The organism is Bradyrhizobium sp. AZCC 1719 (assembly GCF_036924525.1).
Classification (GTDB): Bacteria; Pseudomonadota; Alphaproteobacteria; order Rhizobiales; family Xanthobacteraceae; genus Bradyrhizobium.
The window spans coordinates 1,085,444-1,101,170 of record NZ_JAZHRU010000001.1; the positions used below are offsets into that span (position 1 = coordinate 1,085,444).

General features: G+C 65.2%; 11 protein-coding genes. 5 read left to right on the plus strand and 6 right to left on the minus strand.

Features of this window, described 5'->3' with window-relative positions:
• Positions 1-85 precede the first annotated feature (85 nt).
• From V1292_RS05265 to V1292_RS05280, 4 genes are all read left to right on the plus strand, one after another.
• Positions 86-3,463 (plus strand): hypothetical protein, encoded by a 3,378-nt coding sequence (locus V1292_RS05265; protein ID WP_334370806.1) that lies wholly within the window; start codon positions 86-88, stop codon positions 3,461-3,463.
• Positions 3,464-3,709: 246 nt separating this feature from the next.
• The gene (locus V1292_RS05270) at positions 3,710-4,369 is read left to right on the plus strand and encodes a hypothetical protein (RefSeq protein WP_334370808.1); all 660 of its coding nucleotides are present in this window, start codon (positions 3,710-3,712) and stop codon (positions 4,367-4,369) included.
• 279 nt (positions 4,370-4,648) lie between these two features.
• The gene (locus V1292_RS05275; RefSeq protein ID WP_334370810.1) at positions 4,649-5,575 is read left to right on the plus strand and encodes a sulfite exporter TauE/SafE family protein; all 927 of its coding nucleotides are present in this window, start codon (positions 4,649-4,651) and stop codon (positions 5,573-5,575) included.
• Positions 5,572-6,354, plus strand: a complete 783-nt coding sequence (locus tag V1292_RS05280; RefSeq protein WP_334370812.1) for a TIGR02186 family protein — start codon at positions 5,572-5,574, stop codon at positions 6,352-6,354. Before V1292_RS05275 ends, V1292_RS05280 begins: the two co-directional genes overlap by 4 nt.
• A gap of 117 nt (positions 6,355-6,471) precedes the next feature.
• Here the strand turns inward: V1292_RS05280 and V1292_RS05285 are convergent, their stop codons facing one another.
• The 3 genes from V1292_RS05285 to V1292_RS05295 form a co-directional block, all read right to left on the minus strand.
• Positions 6,472-7,794, minus strand: coding sequence for an NRAMP family divalent metal transporter (locus V1292_RS05285; RefSeq protein ID WP_334370814.1), 1,323 nt, complete (start codon positions 7,792-7,794; stop codon positions 6,472-6,474).
• An 84-nt stretch (positions 7,795-7,878) separates the two neighbouring features.
• Positions 7,879-8,661, minus strand: coding sequence for an MBL fold metallo-hydrolase (locus tag V1292_RS05290; RefSeq protein ID WP_334370816.1), 783 nt, complete (start codon positions 8,659-8,661; stop codon positions 7,879-7,881).
• Positions 8,658-9,596: a DMT family transporter gene (locus V1292_RS05295; protein ID WP_334370818.1), complete on the minus strand. Its 939-nt coding sequence runs from the start codon at positions 9,594-9,596 to the stop codon at positions 8,658-8,660. The genes V1292_RS05290 and V1292_RS05295 overlap by 4 nt, the downstream gene beginning before the upstream one ends.
• 97 nt (positions 9,597-9,693) lie before the next feature.
• On the opposite strand from V1292_RS05295, the gene V1292_RS05300 reads away from it, so the two are divergent.
• Positions 9,694-10,557, plus strand: coding sequence for a LysR family transcriptional regulator (locus V1292_RS05300; protein WP_334370820.1), 864 nt, complete (start codon positions 9,694-9,696; stop codon positions 10,555-10,557).
• Between the two features lie 127 nt (positions 10,558-10,684).
• Here V1292_RS05300 and pdeM read toward each other — a convergent pair whose 3' ends face one another.
• The 3 genes from pdeM to V1292_RS05315 all read right to left on the minus strand — a co-directional run bounded on the left by pdeM (position 10,685) and on the right by V1292_RS05315 (position 15,502).
• Entirely contained in the window at positions 10,685-11,356 is a 672-nt protein-coding gene (pdeM, locus tag V1292_RS05305) for a ligase-associated DNA damage response endonuclease PdeM (RefSeq protein WP_334370821.1), read from the minus strand.
• A gap of 51 nt (positions 11,357-11,407) precedes the next feature.
• Positions 11,408-14,089, minus strand: coding sequence for a ligase-associated DNA damage response DEXH box helicase (locus V1292_RS05310; RefSeq protein WP_334370823.1), 2,682 nt, complete (start codon positions 14,087-14,089; stop codon positions 11,408-11,410).
• 183 nt (positions 14,090-14,272) lie between these two features.
• Positions 14,273-15,502 (minus strand): ABC transporter substrate-binding protein, encoded by a 1,230-nt coding sequence (locus V1292_RS05315; RefSeq protein ID WP_334370825.1) that lies wholly within the window; start codon positions 15,500-15,502, stop codon positions 14,273-14,275.
• Positions 15,503-15,727: the final 225 nt, after the last annotated feature.

The window sequence follows — 15,727 nt, forward strand, 5'->3', positions numbered from 1 at the left end:
CGCGAAAATACGATTGTCTCTTCAGTGGGACGCGCGGGGAGGCTGATGGCGCGGGTGGGGCGCCGTAGCGGAACCGGACGAGAGCATGAATTCGCGCGTATCGTGGAGTGTTGACGGCATCGATCCATCGGTCCGCGACAGAGCCGAGGCGGCTGCGCGCCGCGCCGGCATGTCGCTGAACGAATGGCTGAATTCCACCATCGGGGAACCGGCCCCGCCCAGTTTCGGCGCGCCCTCCGGTCAACGGGCGGCGACGCCGGGCCGGCAGATCCCCGACGTGGCCGACATTCACCAGCGGCTGGATTCGATCACAAAGCAGATCGAGCAGATTTCGCGGCCTGCAGCCCGCGGCGAAGCCGCTCATGGCGAGCCGACGGTGGCCCGCCAGCTCAACGAGGCCATTTCGCGCCTCGACGCGCGGCTGTCGCAGATTTCGAATCCCGTGCCGGCTCGTCAGGCCCAGATGCAGGAAAGGCAGCGTCAGACCGATTTGGTCGAGCGTGCCGCGGCCCAGGTCTATCGCCCGGCGCCGCCGCTCAGCCCGGCCTCGATGGATTTTGCGGTCGCCGAAATCGCCGCGCGCCAGAACGAACTCGATGCTCCACCGCCGCGCCAGATGTCGCCGCGCAATGCCGCGCCGACGGCCTCGGCCGCCCAGCCCCATTCTGCGCAGCCCAAATCTGCGCAGCCAATGACGCAGGCCGCGCCTGCGGGGCCGGACTTTTCTTCGCTCGAACGGCACCTGATCAAGATCACGAGCCAGATCGAGGCGCTGCAGCGTCCTGATCATATCGAACAGTCGATTGCGGCGTTCCGCAGCGAGCTTGCCGAAATCCGTCAGGCCATTACCGAGGCGGTGCCGCGCCGGGAGATCGAATCGCTCGAGAACGAGATCCGCTCGCTGTCCCGCCGCATCGACGATAGCCGCCATAATGGCACCGACGGCCAGATGCTGGCCAACATCGAGCGCGCGCTCGGCGAAATCCGCGAAGCATTACGCTCGTTGACGCCGGCCGAGCAGCTCACCGGCTATGACGAGGCGATCCACAATCTCGGCGCCAAGCTCGACCTGATCCTGCGCTCGAACGACGACCCGTCGACGGTACAACAGCTCGAAAGCGCGATCGCGGCGCTGCGCGGAATCGTCTCCAACGTCGCCTCCAACGACGCGCTGGCCCGGCTCGCCGACGACGTACATACGCTGTCGGCCAAGGTCGACCAGCTTTCCCGCTTTGACGGTAACAGCGATGCGTTCGGTATTCTCGAACAGCGCCTGGCCGCGCTGACCTCGACGCTGGAATCCCGACAGCCGCCGGCCGCGAGCGAGACTTCGGAATATGTCGAGAACGCGCTGCGCTCGCTGTCGGAACGGCTCGACCGCATTCCGGCCGGCGACGACAATGCGTCGGCATTTGCCCATCTCGAACAACGCGTCTCGTATCTCTTGGAGCGCCTGGAAGCCTCCAACGATCGTTCCGCCGCCGCACCCACCATCGACCTCGGACGGGTCGAGGAAGGCCTGCACGACATTCTGCGTTCTCTCGAACGCCAGCACGCCAGCCTGGTCGCGCTCGCCGATTCCACCCGCAATTCCGGCGGTGCATCGCAGCCGGCGGACTCGGGCATCGTCGATCTGGTCAAGCGCGAACTGTCCGACATCCGCTTCAGCCAGTCGGAAACCGACCGCCGCACACAGGACTCGCTGGAGACCGTTAACAATACGCTCGGCCATGTGGTCGATCGCCTGTCGATGATCGAAGGCGATCTGCGCGAGGTTCGCGGTGCGCCGGCGACCTCCGCCGCTTCGCCTGCAACGGCCGAAACGCGCGAGGAAGCGCCCCGCCCGACCACGCCGCTGATGACCTATCCGCAGCAAACGAAGCCGGAATTGCCCAACCCTGCCGCGCTGCAGGGGAATGCTCCGGAGCCCTTTGCCGCCGCCCCGCGCGAATTCCACGCCGTGCAGCCGGCCGCGCCGGTTGCGCCGCCACTACCACCGCGCGCGATCAGCGAAATCCTGGAGCCGCACGCGGCCGCACCGCGCACCGCGATCGCGCCGGAATTGCCGCCGGATCACCCGCTCGAGCCCGGCACGCGGCCGCCACCGCGTGCCGCGTCGCCATCGGAACGGATCGCCGCGTCCGAAAACGCGATCAGCGAGATTGCTTCCGCACCGAAGGAGCCGGTCAGTTCGTCGAGCTTCATTGCCGCCGCGCGCCGCGCCGCGCAGGCCGCAGCCGCCGCGCCCCCGCCTGAGAAAGCCGGGCGTTCGGCTGCGAAGGCCGCATCGAAGGACAAGGGCGGCGACAAGGCCAAGGCGGACGACAAGAACGCCTCGAACATTTCCTCCAAGATCCGTTCGCTGCTGGTCGGGGCGAGCGTGGTCGTGATCGTGCTCGGCACCTTCAAGATGGCGATGACGCTGCTCGATACCGGCAGCGGGCTGCATCTGCCTATGATGGAACAGTCCAGCGAGCCGGCCCCACCGGCGCACGCCCCCGCAGCCTCGGAGAGCAGCGCCAGGCCCGCGCCCGCAATGCCCGCGCCGCAGGCGCCCTCGATGATCTCGCCGACGCCGGTCGAGAAGCAATCGAACAATTCTTCCGCACCGAACACACTGGACAGCGCGCGGGTCGCAGCTCCGCCGCAGGCCACGGCATCCCCGGTTACTGCCAGCGATATCACTGGAGCGATCCAGGCGATGCCGGCCAGCGGCGGCAAGCTTGCGATGATCGCGGTGCCGCCGAGCGAGCGGTTGCCTGATGGCATCGGCGGGCCCGTGCTGCGCGCCGCCGCGCTGAAGGGCGACCCGGCCGCGGCTTACGAGGTCGGCGTGCGCTTTGCCGAAGGCAAGGGCGTCGCCCCGAACCTCGACGAGGCCGCCAAATGGTACGACCGCGCGGCGCAGGCCGGCGTGGTGCCCGCCCTGTTCCGGCTCGGCACCTTCTACGAGAAGGGCATGAGCGTGAAAAAGGACCTGGATATCGCGCGGCGCTACTACCTGCAGGCGGCCGAGCGCGGCAGCGCCAAGGCGATGCATAATCTGGCCGTGCTCGACGCCGATGGCGGCGGCAAGGGTGCCAACTACAAGAGCGCTTCGACCTGGTTCCGCAAAGCCGCCGATCGCGGCGTCGCCGACAGCCAGTTCAACCTCGGCATCCTCTATGCCCGCGGCATCGGCGTCGAACAGAACCTCGCCGAATCCTTCAAATGGTTCAGCCTCGCAGCCGCCCAAGGCGATGCAGATGCCGGCCGCAAGCGCGACGATGTTGCCAAGCGCCTCGACGCCCAGTCGCTGGCAGCGGCCAAGCTTGCGATCCAGACCTTCACCGTGGAGCCGCAGCCCGACGAGGCCGTTAACGTGGCGTCACCCGCCGGCGGCTGGGATTCGGCCCCCGCACCGGCCACGGGCAAGCCCGCCGCCAAACCGGCTGCGACCAAGCGCACCGCCGCCGTTCACTAAGCGCTTACCGCCGGCATCGCTGCCATATCCTCGGCCACAAATTCGTATTAGTGCTTCTGGTCAGCCTGATCCTGAACGGGTCCGGCCTGCAAAGAGGATCGATTGTCAGCCGACGACAGCCAGCACGGGGAAAATCGCCTCCGCCGCTCGCCGACAGGCCCTGCGGTTGCGCCACCGCGCCTCCCGCCCGGTCAGGCCCCGGCGCCGCCGCCCCAGCCACCCCGGCGCCAATGGCAGTTTTGGACGGTGGCTATCTTCATCCTGCTGGTTGCCGGCGTCTGCATTCGCGCCTACCGGGACCTGTCGCAGCCGGAGGCTTGGCACTACTGGAAGGACCAGTACGTCTCGCCAAGCCTGACATCCCAGGTGATCGATACGCTACATCTCGACGGCTCGAGCCGGGGCCGCCGCGCCCTGTTCGTCAGCGGCACGATCGGCCCCGCCGCGGCGAGCTGGTTTCGCAGCAGGCTGGACCAGGCCAATCTCGCGGCAGGTGACATCGTTTTGTTGGCCTCCCCCGGTGGTGATTTGAACCAGGCCGTGATCATGGGCGAGATCATCCGATCGCGGGCGCTAGCGACCGCAGTCGGCAGCGCCGACGCTGCGGGCCGCATCAAGCCCGGTTATTGTGCCAGCGCCTGCGTGCTGGCCTATGCCGGAGGCAAGGCCCGCTACGGCGTATTGGGCTCGGCATTGGGCGTTCATCGGTTTGTCACGACCAGGCCCTTGGGCGATCCTGTCGCAGAGGCCCAGCGGATATCCGGCGCGGTGTTGGGCTACATGACCAAAATGGGGGTTTCATCCTCGATCGTGGAAGCGATGTCCGAGACCAGGGACATTCGCTGGCTCAGCCCCAAGCAGGCGCTGGCGATGAACCTCGTCACCGACCCGCTCGGAACGCCCTGAGCCGGCCGAGTGCCGGTCCCACGAACCGACTGCTTTCCGGATTTTGTAACAGCGTTTCAACGTCCTGAGACACGCGCGCGTACGGCAAAAATTTGCCTTGCCGGGCATTTTTAGTCCCTCACGCTGCCGAATTCAGTTATGCAAAGGCGCGGGAACCGGCCCTGCGCACGCAAAGGTGCATGCGCGAACCGGATTCCACTGCCGGCAAATACAAGAGAAACCATGCCCTGAGCGGCCCCTCGGCCGTCTCTTGCGGCAAAGCTACAAAAGCAGACGCGCGTGCAGCTCTACCTCCCGATCGCCGACATTCCGGTCAATGTTTTCCTCATCCTGGCGATGGGCGCGGCGGTTGGGTTCGTCTCCGGCATGTTCGGGATCGGCGGCGGCTTCCTGATGACGCCGCTGTTGATCTTCGTCGGCATTGCGCCCGCGGTCGCGGTCGCCTCGGTCGCCAGCCACATCGCGGCGTCCTCGTTCTCCGGCGCGATCTCCTACTGGCGGCGGCGCGCCATCGATCCGGTCCTGGCGGTGGTGCTGCTGAGCGGCGGCAGTTTGGGCACGGCGCTAGGGGTCTGGACCTTCACGCTGCTGCGCTCGCTCGGTCAGCTCGATCTCATGATCGCGACGTCTTACGTGATCCTGCTGACCACCGTCGGCGCCCTGATGTTCTGGGAAGGCCTGCGGGCGCTGCTAAGGGCCCGCCGGGGCGGTCCGGTCACCACGCGCCGCCCGGGCAGCCATGTCTGGATTCATGGCCTGCCGTTGAAGATGCGCTTCAAGCGCTCGAAAATCTATCTGTCCGTCATTCCGGTCGTCGTGATCGGGCTGGTCATCGGCTTCATCGGCGCCGTGATGGGGATCGGCGGCGGTTTCATCCTGGTGCCGCTGTTGATCTATGTGCTGCGGGTGCCGACCTCGACCGTGATCGGCACCTCGATGGTGCTCACCCTGGTCACGATGGTGTTCGCCACCATGCTGCATGCCGTGACCAATCATCTGGTCGATGCGGTGCTGGCGCTGATCCTGATGGTCGGCGGCGTCACCGGGGCCCAGTTTGGCGCCCGCGCGGGGCAGAAAATCCGCGGCGAGCATTTGCGGCTGCTGCTCGGTCTGTTGGTGCTCGCCGTCGGAGTCCGTTTTGCCGTCGAGCTGGTGATCCGGCCTGAGGATCTCTTCACCATCCGCGAGACGGGGGGCACCGGATGATCGTGCGCGCTCCGCTCATCCTCGCAAGCCTTGCGCTGGGCGCCGTGCTCGCGGCATCGCCCGCGCAGGCGGAGCGGCTGATCGTGTCTGTATCGAACCATCGCGTCACCGTGACGCCGAACTATTCCGGCGAGGAGCTGGTGCTGTTCGGTTCGGTCGAGAAGGACGCCACCACGCCGGCCAATCGCAGCTACGATCTCGTGGTGACAGTTGCCGGCCCGCGCGCCGACATGGTGACGCGCCGCAAGGAGCGCCGGTTCGGGATCTGGATCAACACCGACTCCCGGCAGTTCCTCCAAGTGCCGACCTATCTGGCGCTGTTTTCCAACCGCCCGTTCGACGCCATCGCCTCGCCCGAGGTGCAGCGGCGGCAGCAGCTCGGGCTGAACAACGTGCTGCTCACCCAGCGCGTCGGGCCCGACTATGCCGACGTTGTGCCGGACGATGCGTTCCGCAGTGCGTTCGTGCGGCTGCGCAAGCAGCACGGCCTCTATCGCGAGGAGACCTCGGCGGTGACGTTCCTGACGCCGACACTGTTCCGCACCGGCATTCCGCTGCCTGCGGAAGTGCCGATCGGTCTCTATAATGTCGAGATCAAGCTGTTCGCCGAAGGCGCGCTGATGGCCAAGACCGACACTGCGTTTGAAATCGTGAAAGTCGGCTTTGAACAGTTCGTCGCGACTACCGCCCGCCAGAACGGGTTTGTCTATGGGCTCGTCACGGCGTTCATGGCGCTGATGACGGGATGGATGGCGTCGATCGTGTTCCGGAAGGATTGAGGGCGTTCCCCGGATGCAGCGCAGCACGAAGTGATGCACTGCTGGTCCGGGGTCCATCGCAGGTGGGTCCCGGCTCTGCGGCGCATCGCTTTGCGATGCACCGCGTCGGGGACACGATCAAGACTTCCCGGCAAAAAACCCCACCCCCATCGCGACGACGCTGAGCAGCATCGCCGCGGTGGACAGCCATCCAAGCCAATAGAGCGGGCCCTTGATGACGTAGCGGTCCATCACGTCCCTGCGGCGGGCCATGAGCATCAGCAGCACCATCACCGGCACGGCGAGCACGCCGTTGATGACCGCGCTCCAGTACAGCGCCGAGATCGGGTTGATCGGCGTGAAGTTCAACGCGATGCCGATGCCAGCCGAGAGCGCCAGCACCGCGTAGAACGCGGCGGCGGCCTTTGGCTTGCGCGCGAGCCCGACCGGCCATCGCCGTCCCTCCCCGACGGCATAGGCGGCGGCGCCGGCGAGCACCGGAATTGCCAGCAATCCGGTGCCGACGATGCCGAGCGCAAAAATCGTTTCAGCGAATGCGCCGGCGATCGGACGCAGGGCTTCGGCCGCGTCCGCCGAGCTCTGGATATCGGTCTTGCCGGCCGCATGCAGCGCCGCCGCGGCGGTTACGATGATCGACAATGCGATCAGGTTGGAGAACGCCATACCGACGATGGTGTCGGCGCGAATGCGATTGAATTCCTTCTGCGCGCCGTAATGCCTTTCGACCAGCGGCCGCTTCGCCTTGTCGACGCGCTGGTCCTCGGCTTCCTGCGAGGCCTGCCAGAAGAACAGATAGGGCGAGATCGTGGTGCCGAAGATGGCGACGATGGTGGTCAAATATTCGACACTCCAGGTCGGGCGCGGAACGAGAATGCTGGCAAGCGCGTCGCTCCACGAAACTTTTGCAAAGGCGAGCGCGGCAACGTAAGCGAACAGGCTGAGCGTCAGCCATTTCAGCACCGACACGTAGCGTTTGTAATCGAGGAAGATCTGCGCCGCGACCGAGGTCACGCCGAACAGCAATACATAGAAGATGCTGTGGCCGCCGATCAGCAGTTTGGTGGCGTCCGCCATGGCGCCGAGATCGGCGCCGATGTTGATGGTGTTGGCGATGAACAACAGCGCCACCACCACGCTGAGCAACCATGGCGAATAATGCCGGCTCACATTGCCCGCGATACCATGCCCGGTGACGCGGCCGACGCGTGCGGAGATTTCCTGGATCGCCGCCATCAGCGGAAACGTCAGCAGCATGGTCCAGCCGATGCCGTAACCGAGCTGTGCGCCTGCCTGGCTATAGGTGCCGATTCCCGATGGGTCGTCGTCGGACGCGCCGGTGATCAGGCCCGGCCCGAGCGCTCTCAGCGCATCACGGAAGTGAAGCGGCCGATGCGCCCTGTGCGCGTGGCGCTTCCGATGCGGCTTGTTGCGAACTGACATGCCAAGTGTCCAGCCCCGGCGACAACGTATCTGGCGGGAACAGGTTCCGGACCACGAGCTTGTCTGTTGCCTTCTGGTGGTCCGTCACGCGGCGCCTAGCGGCTCGATAACCGTTGCCACCCCCGGCTCCAGAATCCGCAAACGCGGTCCAAACCCCAGCGTGTCGAAGGTGGCGCGCAGATCGTCCGCACTCTGGCGGAAATGTTTCCACCCATCCGTATGTACGGGCACGATCACCGCATCCGGAAACGCGCGCGCGGTTTCGATCGTATCGTTGGTGTCCATCGTGATGTGGAAGGGGCCGCGGGTTTGCGCCGCGCCCGCGAACGGCAGCACCACGCCGGCCTTGAACCGCTTCGCCACTTCGGCAACGCCGTCGTACCAGACGGTGTCGCCACTGATGTAGATCGGACGGCTGCCCGGCCTGCTCGACGAAACCACGAAGCCGATCACGTCGCCCGCCAGCGGTTCGATTCCCGCCGGGCCGTGACGCGCCGGCGTCGCGGTGATGGTCAGCGAATGACCGTTCCTGCCGGTCAGTTCGGTCGACGCCCACGGCGCAAACCCTTCGGCATGGCCGCCGAGCCGTTTGGCGCCGACCTCCGTCGTCAGCACGCGCTTGGCGGATTTGAGAAAAGCGCGCCCCGAATGGTCGAGATTGTCCGAATGCTGGTCGTGGCTGAGCAGCACGGCATCGACCTCGCCGATATCATGCGCGCTGACGGCGGGACCGACCAGTTTTTCCAGTTTCACGTGCGGCAGTTGATAGGCACCGGGCTCATCGAAGGTCGGATCGGTCAGTAGCCGGAAGCCGTCGACTTCGATGAGCGCCGTCGGGCCGCCGATCAGGGTGATGGTAACTGTCATTGACTTGCTCCTTGCGAAGATTGACCGGCTACTACTGCGGGACGGGTCACCAGATAAATGCCAAGCGCTACGGGAACGATGCCGAGCAGGTCGCGCAATTCCATGTGCTCGCCGAGCACGAGGAAGGCGAACAGCATGGCGAGCGGCGGCATCAGGAAGTGATAGGCGCTCGCGGCCGTCGCGCCGCAGACCTTCAAGAGGTGAAACCAGAGCAGGTAAGCCAGGATCGATCCGCCGAGCACGAGGAAAGCGAACGCGCCGGCGAGCCGCGCGCTCGGCACGATGTCACCGACACTGGAGAGCGTGAACGCAAACGGCAGCAGCACGACGCCCGCGGCGAGATTCTGCACGCCATTGCCGACCCAGAGGCTGCCCTTCGGCGCCAGCACCTTGAACAGGATGGTGCCGACGACGATCGAGACCAGCGACGCGAGTGTGAACAGGATGCCGTGAAAGCTATCCGTGCCGACCGACATGCGGTGCCAGACGATGAAGGCGACGCCGGAGATGCCGAGCAAAAGTCCCGCCACCTTGCGCCAGGTCAGCGCCTCGCCGAGAAACAACGCCGCAAGCACAGCAGTGAAAACCGGATTGGCGCTGACAATCAGGCCGCCGAGGCCGGCCGATACCGTCTGCAACCCGGTGTAGCCGAGACCGAGATAGAGCGCGTTGTTGGCGACGCCAAGAATCGCGAAGATTCCGGCGTCGCGCCAGGTCAGCGAGGACCACGCCTCGCCACGCAGCGCCGTGATGCCGAGGATGAGGACTCCCGCGAGCGAAAATCGCGCTGTGAGCAGGATCAGCGGTGGGCAGTCGGTGACGCCGACCTTGCCGGCGACGAAGGCAAAGCTCCAGAGCAGACAGAACAGGCCGATATAGAGCGGTAACAGATTGAAGCCGGCGCGGGGGACCGCGACCGAAGGGGCGAGCGACATGGATAGTCTCCTTCGCCTATGATCTAGGGCTGCGCTTTGATATTTGGAAATTAAATGATAAACTGGCGATCAGTGGATTTATAAATGGAGCATTCACATGCTCGATCTGGAGCTGCTGCGCAGTTTCGTGTCTGTCATCGATGCCGGCGGCTTTACCCGCGCCGGCGAGCGGGTCCACCGCACGCAATCGACTGTCAGCCAGCAGATCAAGCGTCTGGAAGACGATTTCGGCCAGCCGCTGTTGAACCGCAACGGCAAGGACGTGACGCCGACGGAGGCCGGCGAGCGGCTGCTTTCCTATGCGCGGCGGCTGTTGTCGCTCGCCGAGGAAGCCCGCGACGTGGTGGCGCGGCCGGAAAGCGAGGGCGCGATCAAGCTCGGCATCCCTGAGGATTTCGCCGCCTATCGTCTCGCCAAGCTGCTGGCGACATTTGCGCGGTCACGGCCGGGCCTGCGGCTCGATGTGCGTGCCGACCAGAGCACGTCTCTCAGGCGCGACATCGAACGCGGCGATCTCGATCTGGCGCTGCTCAAGCGCGACGCCGGCGAGAAAGGCGCGATCGCGGTGTGGCCGGAGAAAGTTCATTGGGTCACCAGCAAAACCTATCCGGTCGATATCGACGCTGGCTCGGTGCCGCTGATCGGCTTTCCCGCCGGCTGCCTCTATCGTTCGCGCGCGATCCATGCGCTGGAAAGCGCGGGGCGCTCCTGGCACATGGCCTATACGTCTTCCGGCCTCGCCGGCATCCAGGCCGCAGTCGCCGCAGGATTGGGATTGAGCATTCTCTCCGACATCGCGATCCAGGCCGGCCATCGCGTGCTCACGGCGAAGGACGGCTTTGCGCCGATCGACAAGACCGAACTGGCGCTGGTCGCCTCGCCCGATGCCAGCCCCGCCACGCTGCGACTCGCCGACCGCCTCGCCGAGTTCTGCGACGGCGTGGATGCGAAGGCGGCGTAGCGATACGAGGAATCGTAGGGTGGGCAAAGGCGCTCTTGCGCCCGTGCCCACCATCAAATGCGCCGCTCCCGATGGTGGGCACGCTTACGCTTTGCCCACCCTACGGCACCGCCGCGAATGCGATCGCTCAATAACACCTTGACGCGGCTATCGCGTGCAGCCGGTTGTCGCCGAGCACATGCGCCATCAGGCCCGGCGTCGGAAAAATCTTCGCAAACGCGGGATCGCGGATGCTCAGGCCGCCGGCATAGGCGCCGAACGCCGGCATCACCGCGCGCTCGCCGTCACTGGCAAAGCACCTCCGCTCCATCGATCGTCCCCGGGTGGCGACGCGCGCCTTGGGATGCAGATGGCCGGCGATTTCACCCGCCGCCCCCGTCGGCTCATGGCGGAACATGATCGGCCCGATCGCGACTTCGTTCGCCACCGTGCCGCCGAGGTCGGGCGGCAGGGCCGGATCGTGATTGCCCGATATCCAGATCCAGTCGCGCCGCGCCTGCATCGCTGACAGCGCGTCGCGATCCGGCGCCGACAGCCGCTGATGCGCGTCGCGATCGTGAAAACTGTCCCCGAGCGCGATCACCATGCGCGGGTCGTGCCGGGCGATGACGGCGGCGAGCCGGCTCAGCGTCGCGACGGTGTCGTAGGGCGGCAGCAGCACGCCGCGCGCGGCGAAGCTGGAGCCTTTTTCCAGATGCAGGTCGGAGACGACGAGCAGGCGCTGCTCCTGCCAGAACAGCGCACCGGAGAGGTCGGCGCGGAACGTCACGTCGGCAACCATGACCTTCGAGGCGCGCATCTGTTGATCGTCTCCCGAAGACTGCGCCCCTGCCGTCACGTGCCTTCCCGCTTATCCCATCGCCTCTTTGACGAGTTCATCGGCGGCTTCCGCCAGCAACTCGTCGCCTGCTTCGCCATAAACTGACTCGCGGCCGATTTCCAGCATCACGGGAACTGCGAGCGGCGAAACGTGTTCGAGTTCCCGATGGCTGATTCGCCCGTGAATACGCGAGAGCATATCACCCAGACGCTTGAGATCGAGCAGGCCGGTGGCGGCATCGGCGCGCGCGGCGCGCAACAGCACGTGGTCTGCCTGATGCTTGCGCAACACATCGTAGATCAGATCGGTCGAGAACAGCACCTGGCGGCGGGATTTTTCCTCGCCGGTGAAGCGCCGCGCGATCAGGCCGGAGATGATGGCGCAGGTGCGGAAGGTACGCTTCATCAACGCGGATTCGGCGAGCCACGCCTCGAGGTCATCGCCCAGCATGTCCGGATCGAACAACGCGTTGAGATCGAGCTTGCCGTGCCGGATCATGAACGACATATCGCCGAGGCCCCATACGGCCAGTGCATATTCGTTGGCGACGAAACCGAGCGGCCGCACCCGCGCCCGCTCCATCCGCCGCGTCAAGAGCATGCCGAGCGTCTGGTGCGCCAGCCGGCCCTCGAAGGGATAGCAGACGAGGTAATGCTTGTTGCCGCGGGGAAAGGTCTCGATCAGGAGTTCTTGCACCGCCGGCACGCGGGAAAACTCCCTCTGCAGCGACAGCCAGTCGCGGACCTGATCGGGCAAGGCGTTCCACGCGCGGCGGTCGTCGAGCAACTTGCGCACGCGCTCGGCGAGATAGGTCGAAAGCGGAAACTTGCCGCCCATATAGGACGGCACTTTCGCGTCCTTGTCGTTGGCGCGCGAGACGTAGACCACGTCCTCGGCGAGCGCCTCGTAGCGGACGACTTCACCGCCAAACACAAACGTGTCGCCGATGACGAGGCCTTCGATAAAGGCTTCCTCGATCTCGCCCAGCATCCGCCCGCCGCGGCCGAGCGCGCCGGTCGAGCCGGCCCCGCCGCTGCGCGAGCGCACCAGGCGGACCTTCAGCATGGTCTCTTCGACGATGGTGCCGACATTGAGGCGATAGCTCTGCCGCACTTTTGGATTGGCAACGCGCCAGCGACCCTGCTTGTCCTGCTTAATTCGCGCAAAGCGTTCGTAGGTCTTCAGCGCATAGCCGCCGGTGGCGACGAAATCGACCACGTCGTCGAAATCGGTTCGCGTCAGCAAGGAATAAGGCGCCGAGGTCAGGACTTCCGCATAGAGATCATCTGGAAAAAACGGCTCGCCGCAGGCGCAGCCGAGCACGTGCTGCGCCAGCACATCGAGCGCGCCGGTGCGTAACGGCGGCGTATCCTGCGCATTCTCCGCAATGGCATCGATCGCGACGCGGCACTCCAGCACCTCGAAACGATTCGCTGGGATCAGGACCGCGCGCGAAGCTTCGTCGATGCGGTGATTGGCGCGGCCGATTCTTTGCATCAGCCGCGAAGATCCCTTCGGCGCGCCGACATTGATGACGAGATCGACATCACCCCAGTCGACGCCAAGGTCGAGCGAGGAAGTGCAGACCACGCCGCGCAGCTTTCCGGCCGCCATTGCGTCCTCGACCTTGCGGCGCTGCGCGACGTCGAGCGAGCCGTGATGCAGGGCAATGGCAAGGCCGTCGTCGTTCATGCGCCAGAATTCCTGGAACAGCATTTCAGCCTGGCTGCGGGTGTTGACGAAGATCAGCGTGGTCTTGTTACGCCGGATCAGGTCATACATTTCGCCGAGCGCATGGCGCGCGGTATGGCCGGCCCAAGGCAGCCGCTCCTTTGTGTCGAGCATCTCGACGATGGGCGCCGCCGCGCCTCCGGCCACGACGATATCGGCCGACACGTCCTTGGCGTCGCGCTGCGGCATCAGAAACCGCGCCAGCGATTCCGGCTCGGCTACCGTCGCGGATAGCCCGATCGCGCGCATCTCCGGCGCCAGGCGCCACAACCGCGCCAGGCCAAGCGACAACAGATCGCCACGTTTCGAGGTGACCAACGCGTGCAGCTCGTCGAGCACGATGCGTTTCAGCGAGGAAAACAGAAACGGTGCGTCGTCGGACGACAGCAGCAGCGCCAATTGTTCCGGCGTAGTCAGCAGAACATCCGGCGGATAACGCCGCTGCCGTTGCCGCCGCGACACCGGCGTGTCGCCGGTGCGGGTCTCGACCTTGATCGGCAGTGCCATCTCCGCGATCGGCGTCTCCAGATTGCGCGCGATGTCGACGGCGAGCGCTTTCAGCGGCGAGATGTAGAGGGTGTGGAGACCGCCGGTGCGTTTCACGCTGCGGCCGGTGGAGACGAGGTTGGAGCGAGTTTGCAGCTCAAGCCCCCTCCCCCTAAAAGGGGGAGAGCTGGGGTGGGGGTCAGCCGCGTGCTCCGTGCCCGCGGCTGACCCCCACCCGTCGCGCTCAGGCGCGCGCCGACCTCCCCCATTCAGGGGGAGGTTGGAAGATGCCGCACTCAACTCCACCAATGTCGGCAAAAATCCGGCAAGCGTCTTGCCGGCGCCGGTCGGCGCGATCAAGAGCGCCGAACGGTCGTCGCGGGCCTTTGCCAGCAGCGCCAATTGATGCTCGCGCGGCGACCAGCCGCGCGCGGCGAACCAGCGCTGGAAGCGGTCGGGCAGCAGCGCAGCCGTTTCAAGCGGCGTGAGGGGCAAGGGATCGGGCGACGGCACACCAGGAGAAGTAAGCCGTTGGCGCGGGTTCGTCGAGGGCTAGAGCCGCTAGCGCCGTCGTTCCGGGGCGCGCAAAGCGCGAACCTCAGATGCGCAATTGCGCATCGGGGAACCTCGAGATTCCGGGTTCGATGCTCCGCATCGCCCCGGAATGACCGCCTGCTCTCACTCCGTCACCGGCTTATCCGAAATGTCCCAGTCCTTGCCGTTGAAGATCGAGATGTAGAGCGTCTTCATCGGCGTGTAGTCCTCAGGCGTGTAGCTGTAGTTCACGCCATCGAGGAAATAGGGCGAATGGAAGCCCGCCAGCGTCGTCGCCTGCTTGAGCACATTGGCGCGGGTGAGTTCGTCGCCGCAGCGGCGCAGGATTTCCGCCATCGACGCGACCTGGCCGTAGCCGGCAAAGGCGATGGTGTTATCAGGGTCGACGTTCGGCAAATATCTCTTGCGCAATTCCTCGAACGCCATCACGTCCGGATCCTTCTCGAAGCGCGGCACGCCGACTTCCTTGGCGTAGCGGATGGCGACAATGCCGGTTGCGTTCTCGAAGCCGGCGGCGGTGAGAATTGAACGGCCGGTCGATCCCGCCGACAACAGGTGCAGCGGCTTCCAGCCGAGTTCAGCCACTTTGCGGATCGACTGCGACGACGCCTTGCCGGTCGAGATATTGTAGAAGACGTCAGCGCCCGATTTAGAGAGATTGATGATCTGCGAATCGATCGTCGGCTCGGTCAGATCGTAGGTCTGTTCCATGATCACCTTGGCAGTGCCGCCGGCGTCCGCCAGCACCTTCTTGAAGGGACCGAGGAAATCGCGGCCGAAATCGTCGTTCTGGTAGAGGATGCCGATCTTCGCGTTCGGCTTCACGCTCGCGACATGCCGGGCGAGAATGCGCGCTTCGGTCGGATAGAGCGGCAGGCCCGCCATGGTCCACTTGAAGTTCTTCGGATCGTTCCATTTCGACGCGCCGGTATTGAGCAGCAATTGCGGCACGCCCTTCGAATTGAGATATTTGTGCACGGCAGTCTGCGGCGCGGTCCCGAGTGAGCCGTAGAGCGCCAGCACCTCCTCCTGCTCGACCAGCCGCCGCGTTGCCTCGACGCATTTCGGCGCGCTGTAGGCATCGTCCATGGTGAGGAATTTCACCTTGCGTCCGTTGATGCCGCCCTTCTCGTTCAGCATCTGGAAATAGGCTTCGCCGACGCGGCCGAGCACGCCGTAGAGCGAGCCGGGACCGGAATGCGGCACGGTTTGCCCGATCTTGATTTCGGTGTCGCTCGCACCCGGATCGTATTTTTTCTCCGCGGCCCAAACGAACGGCGCGGGCAGCGTTGATGCAAAAGCGGTAGCGAGCGCGGTGGCGCCGAATTCACGGCGGGTTTGTTTCTTGTTCATTGTTGTTTCTCCCTTATGGGAGCTTTGATCAGGCATTCCAGTGTCCCTGGCAATAGCTGACATGACGCACGCAATGCCGCCATTCGCGGTGTGCGTAGCGCCTAGACTCAAGTTTCACCCTCTCCCCTTGTGGGAGAGGGTGGATCGAATGAGCGCCAGCTCATTCGAGACGGGTGAGGGGTCTGTGTCCGCGGAAAGAACCCCTCATCCGGCGCGGATTGCATC

What these genes read in the sequence shown, in the direction of transcription:
- V1292_RS05265 (WP_334370806.1), top strand. Translation starts at nt 86, where the DNA reads ATGAATTCGCGCGTATCGTGGAGTGTTGACGGCATCGATCCATCGGTC.
- V1292_RS05280 (WP_334370812.1), top strand. Translation starts at nt 5,572, where the DNA reads ATGATCGTGCGCGCTCCGCTCATCCTCGCAAGCCTTGCGCTGGGCGCC.
- V1292_RS05285 (WP_334370814.1), bottom strand. Translation starts at nt 7,794, where the DNA reads ATGTCAGTTCGCAACAAGCCGCATCGGAAGCGCCACGCGCACAGGGCG.
- V1292_RS05290 (WP_334370816.1), bottom strand. Translation starts at nt 8,661, where the DNA reads ATGACAGTTACCATCACCCTGATCGGCGGCCCGACGGCGCTCATCGAA.
- V1292_RS05295 (WP_334370818.1), bottom strand. Translation starts at nt 9,596, where the DNA reads ATGTCGCTCGCCCCTTCGGTCGCGGTCCCCCGCGCCGGCTTCAATCTG.
- V1292_RS05300 (WP_334370820.1), top strand. Translation starts at nt 9,694, where the DNA reads ATGCTCGATCTGGAGCTGCTGCGCAGTTTCGTGTCTGTCATCGATGCC.
- pdeM (WP_334370821.1), bottom strand. Translation starts at nt 11,356, where the DNA reads ATGCGCGCCTCGAAGGTCATGGTTGCCGACGTGACGTTCCGCGCCGAC.
- V1292_RS05315 (WP_334370825.1), bottom strand. Translation starts at nt 15,502, where the DNA reads ATGAACAAGAAACAAACCCGCCGTGAATTCGGCGCCACCGCGCTCGCT.